19 protein-coding genes and 1 CRISPR repeat array are annotated in these 19069 nt (G+C 66.1%); of the genes, 15 read left to right on the top strand and 4 right to left on the bottom strand.

Features of this window, described 5'->3' with window-relative positions:
• The first annotated feature begins 91 nt into the window (after positions 1-91).
• The 14 genes from DK842_RS14610 (at position 92) to DK842_RS14545 (ending at position 13269) form a co-directional block, all read left to right on the top strand.
• Positions 92-1144 carry a Gfo/Idh/MocA family protein gene (locus tag DK842_RS14610; RefSeq protein ID WP_114062095.1) on the top strand — a complete coding sequence of 351 codons (1053 nt, stop codon included), beginning with the start codon at positions 92-94 and terminating at the stop codon, positions 1142-1144.
• A gap of 16 nt (positions 1145-1160) precedes the next feature.
• The gene (locus DK842_RS14605; protein ID WP_114062094.1) at positions 1161-2270 is read left to right on the top strand and encodes a DegT/DnrJ/EryC1/StrS family aminotransferase; all 1110 of its coding nucleotides are present in this window, start codon (positions 1161-1163) and stop codon (positions 2268-2270) included.
• Positions 2267-2785 carry an NUDIX hydrolase gene (locus DK842_RS14600; RefSeq protein ID WP_114062093.1) on the top strand — a complete coding sequence of 173 codons (519 nt, stop codon included), beginning with the start codon at positions 2267-2269 and terminating at the stop codon, positions 2783-2785. The genes DK842_RS14605 and DK842_RS14600 overlap by 4 nt, the downstream gene beginning before the upstream one ends.
• The gene (locus DK842_RS14595; RefSeq protein WP_114062092.1) at positions 2782-3885 is read left to right on the top strand and encodes a DegT/DnrJ/EryC1/StrS family aminotransferase; all 1104 of its coding nucleotides are present in this window, start codon (positions 2782-2784) and stop codon (positions 3883-3885) included. Before DK842_RS14600 ends, DK842_RS14595 begins: the two co-directional genes overlap by 4 nt.
• On the top strand, positions 3866-5224 hold the full coding sequence (locus DK842_RS14590) for an NAD(P)/FAD-dependent oxidoreductase (RefSeq protein ID WP_114062091.1): 1359 nt from the start codon (positions 3866-3868) through the stop codon (positions 5222-5224). The genes DK842_RS14595 and DK842_RS14590 overlap by 20 nt, the downstream gene beginning before the upstream one ends.
• On the top strand, positions 5221-5904 hold the full coding sequence (locus DK842_RS14585) for an HAD family hydrolase (protein WP_114062090.1): 684 nt from the start codon (positions 5221-5223) through the stop codon (positions 5902-5904). Before DK842_RS14590 ends, DK842_RS14585 begins: the two co-directional genes overlap by 4 nt.
• Positions 5901-7010: a fatty acid desaturase family protein gene (locus DK842_RS14580; protein WP_114062089.1), complete on the top strand. Its 1110-nt coding sequence runs from the start codon at positions 5901-5903 to the stop codon at positions 7008-7010. The genes DK842_RS14585 and DK842_RS14580 overlap by 4 nt, the downstream gene beginning before the upstream one ends.
• The gene (gene mtnP / locus DK842_RS14575; protein ID WP_114062088.1) at positions 7003-7896 is read left to right on the top strand and encodes an S-methyl-5'-thioadenosine phosphorylase; all 894 of its coding nucleotides are present in this window, start codon (positions 7003-7005) and stop codon (positions 7894-7896) included. Before DK842_RS14580 ends, mtnP begins: the two co-directional genes overlap by 8 nt.
• An 11-nt stretch (positions 7897-7907) precedes the next feature.
• The gene (gene nudK / locus DK842_RS14570; RefSeq protein ID WP_114062087.1) at positions 7908-8504 is read left to right on the top strand and encodes a GDP-mannose pyrophosphatase NudK; all 597 of its coding nucleotides are present in this window, start codon (positions 7908-7910) and stop codon (positions 8502-8504) included.
• A 30-nt stretch (positions 8505-8534) separates the two neighbouring features.
• The gene (locus tag DK842_RS14565) at positions 8535-9707 is read left to right on the top strand and encodes an MFS transporter (protein WP_114062086.1); all 1173 of its coding nucleotides are present in this window, start codon (positions 8535-8537) and stop codon (positions 9705-9707) included.
• Between the two features lie 23 nt (positions 9708-9730).
• Complete coding sequence (locus tag DK842_RS14560; RefSeq protein WP_114062085.1) at positions 9731-10423, top strand: HAD family hydrolase; 693 nt, start codon at positions 9731-9733, stop codon at positions 10421-10423.
• Positions 10420-11394 carry an ABC transporter substrate-binding protein gene (locus DK842_RS14555; RefSeq protein ID WP_168194890.1) on the top strand — a complete coding sequence of 325 codons (975 nt, stop codon included), beginning with the start codon at positions 10420-10422 and terminating at the stop codon, positions 11392-11394. Before DK842_RS14560 ends, DK842_RS14555 begins: the two co-directional genes overlap by 4 nt.
• Entirely contained in the window at positions 11391-12470 is a 1080-nt protein-coding gene (locus DK842_RS14550; RefSeq protein ID WP_114062083.1) for an aldose epimerase family protein, read from the top strand. The genes DK842_RS14555 and DK842_RS14550 overlap by 4 nt, the downstream gene beginning before the upstream one ends.
• 124 nt (positions 12471-12594) lie before the next feature.
• Positions 12595-13269 carry an HAD family hydrolase gene (locus DK842_RS14545; protein WP_114062082.1) on the top strand — a complete coding sequence of 225 codons (675 nt, stop codon included), beginning with the start codon at positions 12595-12597 and terminating at the stop codon, positions 13267-13269.
• Between the two features lie 18 nt (positions 13270-13287).
• On the opposite strand, the gene DK842_RS14540 is transcribed toward DK842_RS14545, so the two are convergent.
• Both DK842_RS14540 and DK842_RS14535 read right to left on the bottom strand, forming a co-directional pair.
• Complete coding sequence (locus tag DK842_RS14540; RefSeq protein WP_114062081.1) at positions 13288-13866, bottom strand: LysE family translocator; 579 nt, start codon at positions 13864-13866, stop codon at positions 13288-13290.
• Between the two features lie 10 nt (positions 13867-13876).
• The gene (locus DK842_RS14535) at positions 13877-14290 is read right to left on the bottom strand and encodes a DUF2000 domain-containing protein (RefSeq protein WP_114062080.1); all 414 of its coding nucleotides are present in this window, start codon (positions 14288-14290) and stop codon (positions 13877-13879) included.
• A gap of 99 nt (positions 14291-14389) precedes the next feature.
• On the opposite strand from DK842_RS14535, the gene DK842_RS14530 reads away from it, so the two are divergent.
• Positions 14390-15298, top strand: a complete 909-nt coding sequence (locus DK842_RS14530; protein ID WP_114062079.1) for a LysR family transcriptional regulator — start codon at positions 14390-14392, stop codon at positions 15296-15298.
• 57 nt (positions 15299-15355) lie between these two features.
• A CRISPR array of direct repeats spans positions 15356-17767; the repeat unit is 29 nt; unit sequence CGGTTCATCCCCGCGTATGCGGGGAACAC.
• A gap of 101 nt (positions 17768-17868) precedes the next feature.
• Here the strand turns inward: DK842_RS14530 and cas2e are convergent.
• Positions 17869-18171 carry a type I-E CRISPR-associated endoribonuclease Cas2e gene (gene cas2e, locus DK842_RS14525; protein WP_114062078.1) on the bottom strand — a complete coding sequence of 101 codons (303 nt, stop codon included), beginning with the start codon at positions 18169-18171 and terminating at the stop codon, positions 17869-17871.
• Positions 18152-19069, bottom strand: a complete 918-nt coding sequence (gene cas1e / locus DK842_RS14520) for a type I-E CRISPR-associated endonuclease Cas1e (RefSeq protein WP_114062077.1) — start codon at positions 19067-19069, stop codon at positions 18152-18154. The genes cas2e and cas1e overlap by 20 nt, the downstream gene beginning before the upstream one ends.

Here is a 19069-nt window from a genome sequence, read left to right as displayed (position 1 = left end):
GCTTACCCTGCGCAGGGCTGAGTTTTTTCATCCATCCCGAGCAAGGCGCCGCTCCGCGTCCAAGACGCGGCGTCCGCCATGGAGATTCGCAATGAGTTTGATCAGAGTCGGCCTTGTCGGCATCGGCGCGCAAATGCAGGAAAACCTGCTGCCGTCCCTGCTGCAGATGCAGGACATCCGGATCGTCGCCGCCTGCGACAGCGATCTGGAACGGGCGCGCCGCGTCCATCGCTTCATTTCCGACATTCCGGTGCTGGACAACGTGCCCGAGCTGCTGAACCGCGTCCCGCTGGACGCGGTCGTGATGGCGGGGCCGCCCCAGCTGCACTTCGAAATGGGGCTGCTGGCGATGGGGAAAGGAGTCAACGTATTCGTCGAAAAACCGCCCTGCTCGACGCTGGAGGAACTGGAGACATTGATCGACGCCGCCCGTCTCAGCCAGGTGGCGACCGGCGTAGGCATGAATTTCAAGTTCGCGCGTCCGGTGCGCCAATTGCGCGAAATGACGCAGGCCGAGGAGTTCGGCGAAACGCTGCACATCCAGCTCAACCACTACGCCAACAAGCCGCGCGCGCCGCTGTGGGGGCTGGACTCAACGCTGCGCTCCTTCCTGCTGGCCCAGGCCATCCACACGATAGATCTGGCCATCACCTTCGGCGACGGCGAGCTGCGCCGCGCGCAATCCAGCGTGCAGCGCCACGGCGACGCGCTGATCGTCAAGGCAGACATGGCCTTTTCCTCCGGCGCCACCGCCAGCCTGCTGGCCGGCACCAGCTTCCCCTACTTCGAGTTCGACATGAAGCTGGTCGGCTCCAGCTCCACGCTGGTGGAACTGGACAATCTGTGGAACATCACGCTGCACGAGCCGGAACACTCCACCCGCGCTACCGGCGCCGCCAAACGCTGGCGCGGCGCCTGGCAGCCAGGGCCGCTGGACTCCGGCTACGAGCGCAGCGGCTACCACGGCGAGCTGCACCACTTTTTCCAGGCGATACGCGAGCGCCGCCGCTTCGAGGCCGACTTCGCCAGCCTGCTGCCCACCTATCGCGTGATCGAGGAAATCTGCGCCGCCGATGCCGTGGCCCAGGGACTGCAGAACGCGCACAACCGGATACGCACCGGCCTAGTCTCCATGCCGCTGTGAACCCAAGGGGAACCACATGACTGTCACCCTATCCCACGCCGCCGATATCGCCATCTCGGACAAGTACCGGCCGCAATGCCCCGATGACCTCCCGGCCTTGCAGCAGGCGCTGCAAGGCGCGCTGTCCGGCACCAGCGACACCGTCGTCGAGTACGAGCGGGCGCTGGCCGGCTGGTTCGATGCCCGCGAAGCCATCGCCGTATCCTCCGGCGGCGCCGCGCTCAGCGTGGCGCTGTTCGCAGCCGGCGTGAGGCCCGGCGACGACGTGCTGCTGACGCCAAGCTGCCCGCTGTGCACCGTTTTCCCGGTCATCGCCGCCGGCGCCAACCCGGTTTTCGTCGATACCCGCGAGCACGGCTTCGGCGCCGATCCGGACTCGGTGCGCGACCGCGTCTCCGGACGCGCCGCTGCGCTGATCGACATCCCGATGTGGGGCTATCCCACCGAGGTCGATTCGCTGCGGGAACTGGCCGATTCGCTGGAATTGAAGCTGATCCTGGACTTGGCCCACTCGCACGGCAGCACGCTGCGCGGCCGCCACCTGTCGTCATACGGCCACCTGTCCTGCTTCAGCACCCACGAGCGCAAGCCGCTGGCCACCGGCGAAGGCGGTTTCGTGCTGACGGACGACGCGGAGCTGGCCGAGCGCTGCCGCTCCTACAGCCGCTTCGGCAATCTCAACGGCAGCGATTTCGGACTCAACTACAAGCTGGCCGCGCTGCCGGCGGCGCTGGGCCGCAGCCGCCTGGCCGCGCTGACCGAACAAATAGACCGCCGCCGCGCCAATGCCCGCCATCTGCTGCAACGCCTGCGCCACCCGCAAGTGCGGGAAAAGCGGATCATCGACGGCGGCAACCCCAACTATTACTTCCTGAACCTGGAGCTGGATTTCGCCGACAACCGAGCCTTCATCGATTATCTGGACGCGCGCGGCATCCCCTCCGACATCAAGCGCTACGGCTGCCAGGCGCTGTACCGTTTCCCGGCGCTGACGCAGTACCGCCGCGCCTGCCCCAACGCCGAGGCGCTGCTGGCCGCCATGACCACGCTGCCGGTCCATCCCGCGCTGAACGAGGCAGAGCTGGACTACATGGCCGAAGTCATCAATGGATACCAGGCGCCATGATCAGCGAACGCGACATGCAGCGCGCCAGCCTGGAACGGCACTTCACCGCCTCCGCCTTCGTGCTCAATCCTCACCGCGAAGTGCTGCTGCTGCGCCACCGCAAACTGGGAGTCTGGCTGTACCCGGGCGGCCATGTGGAACGACACGAGACGCCGGACGAGGCGGCGCTGCGCGAAGTGCGCGAGGAAACCGGCATCCACGCGAGAATGCTGGGCGCGCGCGACGCCGAGCTGGATGACCGGGAGGCCGACGTCGCCGCGATGAGCCTCCCCTACCGGATGCTGAGCGAGTACATCGCCGATCCGAAAACCCCGCACTACCACCTGGACCTGATCTACCTGTGTGCCACGCCCGAACGCCGCTGCCCGCCTGGCCGCGAAGCGGTGGAGGTCGGCTTTTTCCCCCGCGAGCGGCTGGACGCGCTGCCCATGTTCGACAACTTCCGCCGGATGCTGGAGCGCTTGTTCGATGACCCCGCAGTGTGGCAGGCGGTGCAGGAAGGAGTCCGCTCATGAGCGCGCTCTCGCTGGAAGCGCGGCGCATCCCGGAAACCTGCATCCACGACGCGCCGGACGACATCGTCGAGCTGTCCCGCGCGCTGCGAAACGGCCTGTCCGGCACCGCCGGCATCGTCTCAGAATACGAGGCGGCGCTGGCCGCGCTCTACGGCGTGCCGCATGTGATCGCCGTATCCTCCGGCGCCGCCTCGGTCCATGCCGCGCTTGCCGGAATCGATTTCGAGCCTGGAGACGAAGTGGTGCTGGCGCCGACCTGCCCGATCTGCACGGTGCTGCCCATCCTGGCGCAGGGTCTGGTACCTGTATTCTGCGACGTGGCACCGGATAGTTTCGGCCTGGATCCGGATGATTTATTGCGTTGCCTGGGTCCGCGCACCCGCGCCGCGATCGAAGTGCCGATGTGGGGCTACCCGGTGCGCTCGGACCAGACGTGGACTTTGCTGCGAGAACGCGGCATCACGCTGATCCAGGATCTGGCCCACTGCCATTTGACCCGCCTGAACGGAAAGTGGCTGGCTCGCGTCGGCGAAATCTGCTGCTTCAGCACCCACGATTGCAAGTTCATGTCCACCGGCGAGGGCGGCTTCGTGATGACCACGTCCGCCAAGCGGGCCGAGCGCATCCGCGCCTACACCCGCTTCGGCGATCTGACCGGGGAAAGCGTGGGCGTCAATCTGAAGCTGGGCGGCCTGCAGGCCGCGCTGGGCCTATCGCGCAGCCGTCGCCTGCTCTCCCATCTGGACATCCGCCAGCGCAACCGCGAACGGCTGCTCTCCGCGCTGGACAACCCGGCGTTCCGGGAACTGCCGCAGCCTGCCGGCGGCGAAGCCAACGGCTACGCGCTGCTGCTGCAGGCAGTGGGTCATGACGGCCGCCGATTGGTGCGTTACCAAATGGCGCGCGGCATCCCGTCCGACATCGGCAAATACGACAACCAGCCGCTGTACCAGCTGCCGCTGCTGGCGCCTTACCGGCGCGAATGTCCAAACGCCGCCCGCCTGCTGCGCTCGCTGACCACGGTGCCGCTGCATCCGGATTTGGACAACAGCGACCTCGACTACATCGCGAGGACATTGAATGACTACGTCCCGAACTGAAGGCCGCCACGCGGTGGTACTGGGCGGCAGCGTAGCCGGCTGCCTGGCGGCAGCCGTGCTGGCTCGCCGTTATCCGCGGGTGACCATCGTGGAAAAGAGCGACTTTCACGACGAAACCGGCGGGCGCCACAGCGTGCCGCAGGAACACCATGTCCATCTGCTGCTGCAGCGGGGCAAGGAAATCATGGAGGCCACCTTCCCCGGCTTCCTGTCGGAACTGGAGCAGGCTGGCGCGCTGGTTGCCGACCTGGGCCACGACGTCAAGTGGTACCAGGCGGAACGCTGGAAAAACCGCTACCGCTGCGGCATCCACGCTCATTACTGCAGCCGCCGGCTGATCGATACCCATTTGCGCCGCCGCGTTTCGCGGCTGCCTCAAGTGACCGTGCTGTCGCATACCCAGGTTGAAGGGTTGGACCTTCGCCGCGACGGCGACGCCCTGGCTATCGGCGGCGCGCGCCTGCGCAACGACGACCACGCCTGGCAGCTGGAGGCCGACGCGCTGGTGGACGCCAGCGGCCGCGGCACCCGTCTGCCCGGATGGCTGGAAACGGCCGGCTGCGGCGCGGTGGAAAAGAGCATGGTGAAAACCGACCTAGGCTACGCCTCGCGCATCTATCGCCGCCGCCCGGAGTTCGCCGGGCAATGGAAGGTGCTGCTGGTGCTGGCCACGCCGCCGCATCAGCGCGCGATGGGCGTGATCAGCCCGATAGAAGGCGACCGCTGGATGGTGACTACCGGCGGCTGGTTCGGCCACTATCCGGACCGCGACCCCGACGCCTTTCTGAAAGCCTTGGCCGCGCTGCCGATGCCGGACATCCATCAAGTGATACGCGATGCCGAGCCGCTGTCAGACGTATCCGTCTTCCGCATGCCCGGCAGCCTGCGCCGCCATTACGACCAGCTGCCGCGCTGGCCGGACGGCCTGCTGGCGGTAGGCGACGCGCTGGGCAGCATGAATCCGCTGTACAGCCAGGGCATGACGCTGTGCGCGCTGGAGGCCGAATGCCTGGGCCAGAACCTGGACGCGCTGCTGGCCGGCGGACTCGGCTTCCAAGAGTTGCAGGAAAAGCTGTGCCGGGTGCTGGACCCCGCCTGGCAGATGGCGGTCACCGAAGACCTGCGCTTTCCGGAAACCGAGGGCGAACGCGACTGGCGAACCCGTTTCCTGCACTGGTACGGCGCCGGCCTGACGCGTCTGTCCGCCTACCACCGCGGCGCGCTGGAAGCCCAGATCGGCGTCAGCAACCTGATCGCCAGCCCATCCCGGCTGTACGCGCCGCCCATCGCCGCGCGCATCCTGCTCGGCTCGCTGTTGCCCGACGGAGACCGCCCATGAGCGCGGCGTGGCTGGACGGGGTCAGCCATCTGGTGTTCGACTGGAACGGCACCCTGATCGACGACATTGATCTGGCAGTGGCTTCGGTGAACCGCTGCTGCGCGCGCTTCGGCGCAGAGCCGGTCACACGCGAGCGCTACCGGCGCGAGTTCGGCTTCCCGATCGTCGAGTTCTACGCTCGACTGGGTTTCGACTTCAATCGCCATCCGTTCGCCGACATCGTCGCCGTCTACCTCGAGCATTTCGACGCCTATGTCGCGCGCTGTCCCATGCAAGACAGCGTCGCGGAGCTTCTTGAGCTCGCCGCGGCCCGCGGCATCGGCGCATCGGTGCTGTCGGCATCGCAAAACAGCGTGCTGTTGCGCACGCTGGACGCCAAGCGACTGCTTGGCAGCTTCCAACACGTGGTCGGCCTGGACCACACCCACGCTTCGGGCAAACGGGATGAAGCCCTGGCATTGCAAGCTCGGCTGGCGCTGCCGCCGGCAGATACGCTGTTCATCGGCGACACGCTGCACGACTGCGAGGTGGCGCGGCATGTGGGCTGGCGCGCGCTGCTGGTGGAGACCGGCCACCAGGACCGCGCGCGGCTCGACGAAGGCGGCGTGCCTGTCTTCGCCAGTCTGGCGGCGCTAGTACAGGCATTGTCCGCGCCGGCCGAGGCGGGAGAACCCTCATGAATTCCCTCGATTTCCTGCTGGCGATGCTGGCAGCCTCGCTGGCGATGCGCGGCATCGTCTATATCTATTACCGCGACAGCGGACCGGTGATGCGCAGGCTGCGGCTGCTGCCTCGCGTCAACGACAATCCGGAAACCTACTACCGTCCACTCGACAATTGGCTCGCGCCGCTGCCCTTCGTCTGGACCTGGCTGGACATCGTAGCGGCAGTGATGGCGGCCGCCCTGGCCGATTCCGCCGTCGGTTGGGCGCTGGTGACGCTGTGGAGCGGCGGCCGCATGCGCGCGCTGCAGGAGTTCGGCCACAACGCCGTCCATTTCGCGCTATGTCCATCCCATGCCTGGCAATGGTGGCTGAGCGACATCTTCTACCAATTCCCGGTGTTCAAACGCGACATGCACAGCCGGCACAAAACCCACGGCGACCATCACCGCAAGCCCAACCATCCGGAGCTGGACCCCAACCGCGCGCGGGTATTCGCCGGCGGCTACGCATCCGGCCTGTCCGACTTCGCCTTTCTCGCCCGGCTGTTTTATCCACTGAGCCCCGCCGGATTCTGGAACAACCTCGTCACCATGACCCGCAACAGCCTGCTCAACCACTCGCGAGCGACTGCGCTCGCCCGCTGCATCGCGCTGCTCGCCGTCTGCGTCCTGCTCTACTGGGCCGGCGGCTGGCCCGGAGTCGCCTTCGGCTGGCTGCTGCCGCTGTTCACCTCATACGCCGTGTTCGCCTGGGTGTCGTTGCTGGCCGAGCATCGCTGGTTCGTGCCCGGCTTCCCGCTGGAGCGGCTGGAGCTGGAGTATTTGATGGGTCGCCCCACCGATTACTCCGGCATCGGCGGCTGGCTGGTCCGGGTGTTCATCGCCCCCACCTCTGACGCCTACCACCTCGCCCACTCGCTGTATCCCGGCGTGCGCTGGAACTACCTGCCGGCGATAGACCGGCACCTGAAAATCCACGACCCTCGCTACACCGACCAAGCCAGCGAGGGTCTGTTGTTCCGCAGCGGCCACGCGCCGTCGGCCCTATCCGAGCTGCGCGAACGGCTGGTGGCCGCGCCGCTGGCCGGCCGACTCCCCACCCAAGGACTACGTCATGAATGAAATTCACTCGGCGCGCATCGGCATCATTGGCGGCAGCGGCTTCCAACGGCTGCTAGGCCTCACCGACTCGCGCGCCCATCATTGCGCCACCGCTTTCGGCGCGCCGTCATCGCCAGTGATCACAGGCTATCTGTGCGGCGTGCCGGTGGCCTTCCTGCAGCGGCATGGTCCCGGCCACACCATACCGCCCGCTGCGATCAACGCCAAAGCCAACATCGCCGCGCTGCGCAGCGTGGGCTGCACCCAGATCCTGTCGATGAGCGCGGTGGGCAGCCTGAGCGAAGATGTGCCGCCCGGCCATTTCGTGCTGATCGACCAATTCATCGACCGCACGCTGATGCGCGACAAAACCTTCTTCGGCCCCGGCTTGGTCGGCCACGTGCCTTTCGGCGACCCTGTCTGCGGCCGCATGCGCGAGACGCTGGCCGACAGCGCCGCAACCATGGGCGTGCCGGCGCAAAACGGCGGCACCTATGTAGTGATGGAGGGGCCGCAGTTCTCCACCCGCGCCGAATCCCGTCTTTACCGCCAATGGGGCGGCACCGTGATAGGCATGACGGCGATGCCGGAAGCCAAACTCGCCCGCGAGGCCGAGCTCTGCTACGCGCTGGTGGCCATCCCCACCGACTACGACTGCTGGCTCGAATCGCAGCAGCCGGTCAACGCTGCGCTGGTAGCGGAGCGGATGGCCGAAATCGGCGACAGCGCTCGCAAACTGGTGGAGGACGCGGTGCAAAAAATGAACCGCCATGCCGGCGGCTGCCGCTGCGGTTGCGACCGCGCGCTGGATACCGCCATCATGACCGCGCCCGAACAGCGCGACCCCGCCATGCTGGCGCGGCTGCTGACCGTCGCGCCCAACGCAGACCGATTGATCAATCAATAAAAGGAAGACCCATGAGCGATGTCGCCGCCACCCAAGAACGGGTTCGTATCCAACGCGTGGAAGTGCTGTCCGACGACTGGCACGTGCTGCGCAAGACCACCTTCGACTACCAGCGACGCGACGGCAGCTGGCAAACGCTGTCGCGCGAAACCTATGACCGCGGCAACGGCGCGACTATCCTGCTGTACAACCGCGCGCGCCGCACCGTCATCCTGACCCGCCAGTTCCGTTTTCCCGCATTCGTCAACGGCCATGACGGCATGTTGATAGAAACCTGCGCCGGCCTGCTGGACCAGGATGACGCGGAAACCTGCATCCGCCGCGAAACCGAGGAAGAGACCGGTTACCGGATAGACAACGTCCGCAAAGTGTTCGAAGCCTTCATGAGCCCAGGCTCGGTCACGGAAAAGCTGTTCTTCTTCGTCGGCGAGTACCATCCGCGCGACAAGATTGGAAATGGCGGCGGCGTGGAGGCCGACGGCGAGGAGCTGGAAGTGCTGGAGCTGCCGCTGAGCCAGGCTCTGGCGATGGTGGACGGCGGCGACATCGCCGACGGCAAGACCATCATGCTGCTGCAATACGCGCAGCTGCACAGGCTGCTGGACTAGCGGCCGCCCGGTCACGCTCAGGAGAACGCCATGCCGGACCATGCTCCGCCCTTCCGCCGAGACGGCCCCACCTGGTTCCTGTATCTGGTGCTGGCCGTATTCGGTTTCCAGCAATCGGTGCTGGGTTCCACTCTCCCCTTTTTACGAGGAGAGTTCCGCTATGATCCGATCCAGGTGGGCTGGCACTTCAGTTGCTACGCCGCCGGCTTGGTGGCATCCGGTCTTTTTGGCGGCTGGCTGCTATCCCGATTGCGCCTGGGACCGTTACTGCGGGGTTCGGCCATCGCCATGGTCTTGGCCGTGCTCTCCATCACCCAAGCGCGAGGCTTCGCCGGCACGCTGGCCGCCGCGGCAGCCATGGGGCTGACCGGCGGCGCGCTGCAGTCTGCGGTGCAGGCAGGCCTGGCCTGGCACCAGGCTGAACACCGCGACATCGCGCTGGTGGAGGCCTTCATCTTCGCCGGCGCCGGCGTGCTGTCCGGCCCATTGCTGGTTGGCCAGTTGGCCACGCTTGGCCTGCCCTGGCGTGCGACGTTGCTGGCCGCCGCGCTGGCGTTGGCGCTGGTCATGCTGCTGCCCCCGCCCGAGGCCCGCCCTGCCCGCCAGTCCCGCCGCGACGGCGCAGCCTCCCGCGACGGCGTGCCGCTGGCTGTGGCCATATGCTGGGCTTCCGTTCTGCTGGGCATAGGCGCGGAATGGGGCATAGGCTTCTGGGGAGCCCAGTTTCTGGAGGGCAGGCTGGGCCTGGGGCCTGCGCCGGCCGTCAGCCTGATGTCGGTATTTTTCGGCGGCACCGTGTTCGGCCGCGTCGTGTCCAGCCGGCTGCTGGCCAAATTCGATGGCCGCGCCATGCTGCTGGCTGCCACGCTGCTGGGCAGCGGCGCCATCTTCACGCTGTGGGCCAGCAGCGTGCCCACGGTCACCATAGCCGCGCTGGCATTGGCCGGCATGTGCCTGGGCAATTTCTTTCCGCTTTTGATCAGCAACGCCGTTCGTCTGGAGCCGGGCTATGTCCAGCTGATTTCAGTCGGCGCCACTCAGGCCGTTGGCATATCCCTCTTGGCGATACCCATCGTTTTGGGCTATATCGGCCAGGTGGCGGGGCTGATCAATGCCATAGGCATGCTGACCATCCTGCCTCTGCTGATGGCCGCCGCCTGCCTTGCGGCCGGCTACCGGCACGCCCTGCCGCACAAGGCCTGAGACTGGCATAAGAAAGGAAAACGATGAGCCAAGCCGACTTCTCGCTGCTGTTCGATCTGGACGGCACGCTGGTAGACACCGACATCCTGCACTTCGGGGCTTATCAGACGCTGCTGGCCGATCACAAACGCAGCATCACCATGCAGATTTATAAAGAGCGCATCATGGGCGCCTCCAACGACGCGATCATGCGCGAACTGTTTCCCGACCTGTCGCGCGACAGCCATCGCCGCCTGGCGGAACGCAAGGAGGAGCTGTTCCGCGCCGCCATCGGCACGCTGGAACCCACGCCCGGGGTATTGGCGCTGTTCGAATGGGCGGAGGCGCGCAAAGTCCCCATCGCTGTGGTCACCAATGCGCCGCGCACCAATGCGGAACGCATGCTGGCCGGGCTTGAGCTGCTGGGGCGCATAGACGCGCTGGTGATAGGCGAAGAGTTGCCCCGCGGCAAGCCGGATCCGCTGCCTTATCTGACCGGACTCCAGCGGCTGGGCGGCCGGGCCGAGCGCGCGCTGGCATTCGAAGACTCGCTGTCCGGCGTGCGCGCCGCCAGCGGCGCGGGCATCCACACCTATGGCGTCGGTTCGGCCTTGCCTGCAGCCGTCTTGCGGGAGGCTGGCGCGGACGAAGTGATCGCCGACTTCACCGTCCCGGCCCTATGGAGCCGGCTGGATGGATTGGCGCTGCGCGCAGTGGCAGAGGAGTCCGGCGCATGAGCCCCGCCATCCCTCCCCCCGGCCTGCCCGCGGACGCCGTCCTCATCGATGCCGCCACCGGCAGCGGCGCCGCTGGACGTCTGATAGCCTTCAGCGCCTTCGAGCCCTACGAACTCGCGGACTATCTGGAAGCGCTAAGCCACCTGATGCCGGACGTTGCCATCGACGTGTGGCGCATGCCCACCTCCAGCCTCACGGCATTTCTGCTGGCCGGCGCGGAAGGCGATCTGGTGCTGGGCTGGGCCGATACCGCCGCCCAAAGCCCCGGCATCGCCCCCCGCATCGCCCCGCCGCCGCGCGGCGCAGGCTGCGACGCCGACGGCTTCTGCCGCCCCACCGGTTTCTCGCTGGCCTTTGTCGCCGACCCCGCGCTGCTGCGTTCCCGCGGCATCGGCCTGCCCTCGCGCTGGACCGATCTGGCCGCTCCGGCGCTGAAAGGCGCATTGCTGTTTCCCGACCCGCGCCGCTCCGGCGCAGGCTATCTGGCGCTGACCACCATCCTGCAATACTACGGTTCCGAAGACGGCTGGCGGCTGATGGTGGAAATAGACCGCAATGTGCTCGACTACCCCGGCTCCGCCTGGGAGCCGGCGGCGCGCGTCGGCGAAGGCGAAGCGGCGCTGGGCATCACCGTGCGCGTCTCCGCTCGACGCCGCCTCCGCGACAACCCGGCGCTGGAACTGGCCCTGCCTCACGAGGCCATAGGCGCCGAGGCCGAAGTCTACGGCATCCTGGCCGCCAGCAAGCAGCAGGCGCTGGCGCGGCGGGTGCTGGAGTGGGTGATGTCGGACGAGGCCTCCTCGCTGTACCGCCATCACGCCAAGCTGCTGCTGCGCGAAGAGCGCGAAGCTGGACTATTCGCCATCAACTCCGAGCGGGCCAGCCGGGAGCGGCCCGCCATTCTGCAACGCTTCGACGCGCTGATGCGCATGCGCGCCGCGCGCGGCACCCGCACGGAGGCTATACGATGATCACCCGCTCCGCATTCGGCACCCTGCCCGGCGGCGAAACCGTCGAACGGCTAGAGCTGGCGCTAGGCAACGGCTTCAGCGCCGCCATCCTGGCCTGGGGCGCGACATTGCAATCGCTGCGCTGCCCGGACCGCGAGGGCCGCTTCGACTCCGTGGTGCTGGGCTACACCCGGCTTGACGACTATCGTCAGGCCGGCGGCAGGCTGGGCGCCACCATGGGCCGCTACGCCAACCGCATCGAAAACGGCCGCTTCCAGCTGGACGGCCGCTGGCATCAGGTGGACCTGAACGAAGGCAGCCACGCGATACACGGCGGACCGGAAGGCTTCGATCGCCGCCTGTGGCAAGTCGCGGCTGTGATCGACCTGCCGGACCGGCCCGAGGTGGTGCTGCGGCTGGACAGCCCTGACGGCGATCAAGGCTTCCCCGGAAAGCTGATATTCACCGTCAGCTACGCGCTGCGGCCACCCGGCGACCTGGTGATCAGCTACGAAGCCAGCTGCGACCGCCCCACGGTATTCAATACCACCAACCACGCCTATTTCAACTTGGCCGGCGAGGGCAGCGGCAGCGCGCTGGGGCACCGGCTGGCCATCCTGGCCGACCACTTTCTTCCGGTGACGGAAGAATTGATTCCCACCGGAGAAGTCCGCGCGGTCCAGGGAACGGTGTTCGATTTCCGCGAGCCCAAGCCTCTGGGACAGGACATCCGCGCCGACGATACGCAGATTCGCCTGGGACGCGGCTATGACCACTGCTACGTATTGTCTCGCGACGGCGCGGAACCCTATCCGCGCCTGGCCGCACGCGTGGCGGAGGATGGCTGCGGACGGCGGCTGGACGTGCTCACCACCGAGCCCGGACTGCAACTGCACAGCGGCAACGTGCTCACCGGCCGCTACCGCGGCGCGTCCGGCCGAGCCTACCGGCAGTCCGACGGCTTCTGCCTGGAAACCCAGCATTTCCCCAACGCACCGAATGTCGCCCACTTCCCAAGCGCCGTATTGCGCCCGGAGCACCCCTACCGCAGCACCACCATCTATCGGCTGGGCGTCACGCCCCCCTCCCCGCGCTGACGCGTCGAACCCATCTCTCCAGGCCGCGCGTCGCGCCCTCGCGGCCGCCAAAGTTTTGACCAAATGGATTGCCAGCCGGCTAGCAGCCCGCCTACCATGGCGGCGGATCAAGAAAGAGCCCGCCATGCCGCAAGCCGATTTCACCCTGCTGTTCGATCTGGACGGCACCCTGGCCAACACCGACGCACTCCATTTCCGCGCCTTCCGCGCCCTGCTGGCCGAACATGGCCGCGAGCTGGACCACGACAGCTATCTCCTGCACGTGCATGGCTCCAGCAATGAAGCCATCATGCGCGCGCTGCTGCCCCACCTTCCGGAACGGCACCGCGAGCTAGCCGAGCGCAAGGAAGCGCTGTTCCGCGCCACGCTCGGCCAAGTGGAAGCGACACCCGGAGCGCCGCGGCTGTTCGACTGGGCACAGTCCCGCGGCGCAGCCATAGCCGTGGTCACCAACGCGCCCCGCGCCAACGCGGAGCTGATGCTGGAGCGCCTGGGCCTGGCCTCCCTGGTGGATGCGCTGGTGATAGGCGATGAACTGGCTTACGGCAAACCCCACCCGCTGCCTTATCTTGCCGGCCTGGCCCGCCTGGGCGGCGATGCCGCCCGCGCCTGCGCCTTCGAAGACTCGCCATCCGGCATCCGCTCGGCCAAGCAGGCCGGCCTGCACACCTTCGCCCTCGCCGGCACGCTGCCGCCCGCCGCGCTGTTCGAAGCCGGCGCCGACTCGGCAATCCCCGATTTCAACGCCCCGGAACTCTGGCGCTGGCTGGAACATGCTTGCGAGCGGCGCCCTGCCTGACCGCAACCTCCCACGGCCTCAGGCGATGGCGGAGTAGATTCCGCAAGCGATCAAGCAGCAGCCGCATCCACGTTCCAGCCAAGCGCCGCCGGCCCCGCCCAAGACGCCTGCCAGCATCTTCGCAGCGGCCGCGCACAACAGAAACACCGCCAGCACCGTCGCTAGAAATAATGGCCCCAGCCACAGCATCTGCCGCCACACATCCTGATCCGGTCGGATGAACTGCGGAAAATACACCGCCAAAAAACCGATGATCTTAGGATTGAGCAGCGTGGTCGCCACGCCTCGGCGGAAACCGCCCGCCTCGTCGGCCGCCGCACCGCCTCCAGCCAAGCACAACTGCGCTCCCCCCAAATACAGAAGATATCCCGCGCCCAGCCATTTCAAAATCGACAGCGCCAACGGCTCGGCGCGCGCCAGCGCCCCCAATCCTCCCAGCACCGCCAGCAACAAGATGGCGTCCGCCAGCACAACGCCCAGGGAAACGGCGGCCCCGGCGCGCCATCCCCGCTGGATCGCTGCGCCGACGATCAGCAATAAAGATGGCCCAGGCAACAGCGTGACCAAAATGGTGGCGGCAATGAAGCTCCAGATCATATCGCCCCCCTCACCGCAGCAAACCCAGGCTGCCGGTCAGTTGCCGCACCCGCTTGGCCGGTCCGCACAGCGCCAGCCCCTGGTAGTCGATATCCGCCTCCGCCGTAGCCGCCAGCTCAGCCGCGTACTCCTGATAGCTGCGCGTCCGCAACGTGGCGCTGGTCAGCTCCACCAGCGTCAGCTCAGTGGAAAAAGCGCGGGCGGCGGCGCGCAATTCCCGCAACTGGCTTGCGCTTCCGCGCAGCACAGGTATGGGCACCGTGGTGATGCCCGTCCGCAACCCGCCTTGAGCGTCGGGCAAATCCCCCCCCACCAACGCCGGGCGGAGCTTGCCCAGAGACATGGCCAACACGGCGGCGGTATTGGCGATGATACCGAGCGGCAGTTCGGGATTGATAATGACAACGCAGCGGATAGCGCTCATGGAGCCTCCTGGTGATGAATGAACCGCTCCACTATGCATGCCCGCCAACTACGCTACAATCCAGATCAAATAGAATTCACTAATCGAAAAAATAGAACAATGATAGACGAGCTTCGCGCGCTGGCTGTATTCGCCAAAGCAGTGGAAACCGGCTCCTTCCGCGCCGCAGCGCGGACGCTGGCGCTATCCCCCTCGGTAGTGAGCCATCATGTCTCCCAGCTGGAAAACAAACTGGGAACCGCCTTGCTATACCGCTCCACCCGCAAGCTGTCGATGACGCAGGATGGCCAGGCGCTCTACAGCCATGCCCAGGCCATGCTGCAAGCGGCGGAAAGCGGCCTCAACGCGCTGGCGGGCAGAGCCGCGGAACCCTCCGGCAGTCTTAGTCTGACCCTTCCCGCTTTCTTCGCCCGCAGCCCGCTCACCGATCAATTGGCCGCATTCTCCCGGATGTATCCCAAAGTGGAATTAGCGCTGGACTTCAGCGATGAAAAGCGAGACTTGATACGCGATGGCATAGACCTGGCCATCCGCATCGGCGAGCTGCCGGACAGCGCCCTGAAGTCCCGCCGCCTGTTCGATATGCCGCGCCTCACCGTAGCCGCGCCCTCGCTGCTGGCGGAACGCGAAGCGCCACGCGTCCCGATGGAACTGGCCAACTGGCCTTGGCTGGGCATGCGCATGCGGCCCAATCGCAAAACGCTGAGCCTGGACCCCGATGAAGCGCAAACCTTCGCCTTCCAACCGCGCCTGACAGTCAACAGCATAGATGCCGCCTGCCGGCTCGCCATCGCCGGCTGCGGCCTGGCCACGCCGCCAGCTTTCCTGGTGCAGGAGGATATCGCCGCCGGGCGGCTGGCAACCGTCCTGCCGGAATGGCAAGTGGAGGCGCTAGGCGTCTACGCCGTTTGGCCCGCCAATGCGGCGCGGGAAAGCCTGACGCTGAGGCTGGTGGAGCATCTGGCTGGCGAAAACGGTCGCGCAGGCAAACCGTCCCAAGACCGATGAGTCAAACAAACAGGAACCACAGCAACTGCACCGTGAGGATAATCTCGTATCCGGCGGCGGTTCATCCCCGCGTATGCGGGGAACACTCCATCGGGTCGATTCCCAGTACCTGGGCGACCGGTTCATCCCCGCGTATGCGGGGAACACAATCGCGTTGCCGTTGCTGTCGTTGAGACTGACGGTTCATCCCCGCGTATGCGGGGAACACGGTGGCGAGAAAGGGCGTGGTCGTTGAAACGGCGGTTCATCCCCGCGTATGCGGGGAACACTGACGGTGGCGGGTCGCAAGGGTAATGCCGAGCGGTTCATCCCCGCGTATGCGGGGAACACGCACACATGGCAGACATCAGGCTTTCCGTTGTACGGTTCATCCCCGCGTATGCGGGGAACACTGGCAAAATCCCAGACGGATCTGATTGAACGACGGTTCATCCCCGCGTATGCGGGGAACACACAGCGTCTGTACGATTTTCTGCGTGATGTGGCGGTTCATCCCCGCGTATGCGGGGAACACCGGCCGCCGCTTCGCGGTCTCCCGAGCCGATCCGGTTCATCCCCGCGTATGCGGGGAACACTTGCTCGAACAGAGGCATAAGAGCATGTAGACGCGGTTCATCCCCGCGTATGCGGGGAACACGCTTAATGAATGTGTCGCCATGCCCAGCGCCCCGGTTCATCCCCGCGTATGCGGGGAACACGCTCTATCAGCAACATGGACGGTGACAATTTCCGGTTCATCCCCGCGTATGCGGGGAACACCCTCCAGGTACACTCTGGAGTTGTCGCGAGCTCGGTTCATCCCCGCGTATGCGGGGAACACCAAATGGTGATTTGCGTAGCCGCTGAACTCACCGGTTCATCCCCGCGTATGCGGGGAACACGCGGCATCACCCGGCAGCCTGTACAGCCAGTACGGTTCATCCCCGCGTATGCGGGGAACACTTACCAGCCTCGCTCCGTTGCTTGACATTGGCCGGTTCATCCCCGCGTATGCGGGGAACACTGGCCCATGAGATCGATGACTGAGTCCATCCATGGTTCATCCCCGCGTATGCGGGGAACACCCGCTGCCGGAGCTGCTGCGTTCGGATTCCAGCGGTTCATCCCCGCGTATGCGGGGAACACATTTGATGATCCAGGTGACTATTAGCGGTCAGCTGGTTCATCCCCGCGTATGCGGGGAACACGTCGCAAATCAGGGCCAGCTCTTCCTGCGTCCCTGGTTCATCCCCGCGTATGCGGGGAACACTCGTACGCCGCGTCGCGGCGCCCAGCGTTGCTCGGTTCATCCCCGCGTATGCGGGGAACACACCAGCGCACCGTCGATGCTGGAGCGGTAGGCCGGTTCATCCCCGCGTATGCGGGGAACACGTCTCCAGCCACGTCAGCGAAACCCCCAGCGCCGGTTCATCCCCGCGTATGCGGGGAACACAGCCCATAGCGGGGTTGCGCTCAGATCCAGGGCGGTTCATCCCCGCGTATGCGGGGAACACATGGTGGTGCCGCCGTCGCCGGTTGCGTGGTCCGGTTCATCCCCGCGTATGCGGGGAACACACCAGCGTCCGGTATTCCACGTCGTAGCCCAGCGGTTCATCCCCGCGTATGCGGGGAACACCGGCGCAAATAGCTGGGATGGAACGCTGGGTACGGTTCATCCCCGCGTATGCGGGGAACACTGCCATACACGTCGTTCACGGTCACCGTAGTGCGGTTCATCCCCGCGTATGCGGGGAACACGCGAGCTGGACGCATGGATTGATGGATTCACGCGGTTCATCCCCGCGTATGCGGGGAACACGCGTGGATCGTAAGCGCACCGATGGCACAGGCCGGTTCATCCCCGCGTATGCGGGGAACACTTCGGCGAGGCGCTGCAGCGCGGTGTGTCCTACGGTTCATCCCCGCGTATGCGGGGAACACGCCTTCATCACGTCCAGCTCATCGCACAACGCCGGTTCATCCCCGCGTATGCGGGGAACACTGGCGGCCGTGCCTCCCAATATTTCGTCGAGGCGGTTCATCCCCGCGTATGCGGGGAACACATTCGCCGGCGCCGAAATCAGGGTGCTGCCCCCGGTTCATCCCCGCGTATGCGGGGAACACTACAGGTCCAGCGAGATGTTGTTGGTCAGCGTCGGTTCATCCCCGCGTATGCGGGGAACACCTGTCCGCCGCTGTTGCGGTCAGGTCGTTGAACGGTTCATCCCCGCGTATGCGGGGAACACCTACTGGTGGTAACGGTGTCGGCGGCGACAGACGGTTCATCCCCGCGTATGCGGGGAACACGGCGTGAGTACGTAAAAACCACAGGTTGGAGACGGTTCATCCCCGCGTATGCGGGGAACACACCAGCGCGCCATCGATGCTGGAGCGGTACGCCGGTTCATCCCCGCGTATGCGGGGAACACGATTCCAATAAATTTTGTAACGTCATTTCGGTCGGTTCATCCCCGCGTATGCGGGGAACACTCCAATTACAAGTCAATGATTTTGCAAAGAAAAAATACCACTCAAAAATCTACCGATTTTTAAAGAGCCAAACCTCTCTTCCAAACAGCCTCGTCCAGCCCCTATTCGCCCGCCTCTTCCGACACGGCAGGCGGCAGGAAAGACACCAATTTCGCGCCATCGAACTCCGCCGGCACGCGGCGGTTGGCCCCAAGGGTGACGAAGTCGAAGCCGGCCTCGGCAGCAGCCTGCCAGGCCATCACCGCGTTGCCGTCTTCCAATCCTTCTTCCACCTGTTGCCACAGGTAGTCGCGGATTTTGCGGTTGTAGGCCCCCACGTAAACGCCGGCGCGGATTTCCAGGAGCCAGATCGCCATCCGGCCGCGCAGCCGGGGCGGCGCGTTTTCAAGCACGATGACCAACATCGCCCAACCCCTCGTCTTCCGGAAACGCCGCGTCCACCACCCCTTGGGCCTCTGGCCTGTCCAGACCGCCGGCATCCAGCATGGTTTCGATGTCCGGGATGATGCGCTCCAGCAGTCGCGTCTTGCGGAACATGTCGCGGCAGCGCTGGCGCACTTCGCGCTCCACGTTGTGCACCGGCTTGCCGGCGACGGCGAAGGCCACCGGCACCACGGTTTCGAATTTATAAACGTCTGCCACGTCGTAGACAAAGGACAGCGGCTTGCCGCTGTGGATGAAGCCGATGGCCGGCGCGTAGCCGGCCGCCAGCACCGCCGCCTCGGTCACGCCATACAGGCAGGCGGTGGCGGCGGACAAGCAGCGGTTGGGGATGTCGGCCTGGTCCCAGTCTTCGCGGTCGTAATTGCGCGCCTGCCATTTGACGCCGTACTGCTGCGCCAGCTGCTGGTACATGGCCCGCACCCGCGCGCCCTCGATGCCGCGCAGCTGCTCCACGCTGCGCTTCTGCGGCGGCTCTTCGCCAAAGCGGCGGCGGTACATCTCCCGCACCACCTTCAGCCGCGCGTCTTCGTCCAGCGCCAGCCGCGCCTGGTACAGCAGCCGGTCGGCGCGCGCGCCGCCGGGCTGGCCGGCCGAATACAGCCGCACCCCGGCCTCGCCCACCCACACCAACAGCGTGCCCACCTGAGCCGCCAGCTTGCAGGCGGCGTGCGACACCCGCACGCCCGGCTCCAGCATCAAGCACGCCACGCCACCCACCGGGATGTGGGTGCGCACGCCAGTGGCGTCCACCGCGACGAAAGCGCCGTCCAGCACGTCCAGCTGGCAGCGCTCGACAAACAAAACCGAAAGCCGCTCCTTGATGGGAAGCGGCTTCAAGGGCGGGAGGGGTTGGCTCAT

The organism is Chromobacterium phragmitis (assembly GCF_003325475.1).
GTDB lineage: Bacteria > Pseudomonadota > Gammaproteobacteria > Burkholderiales > Chromobacteriaceae > Chromobacterium > Chromobacterium phragmitis.
The sequence above is the reverse complement of the archived record's forward strand: the minus strand, read 5'-3'. Positions and strand labels throughout refer to the sequence as shown.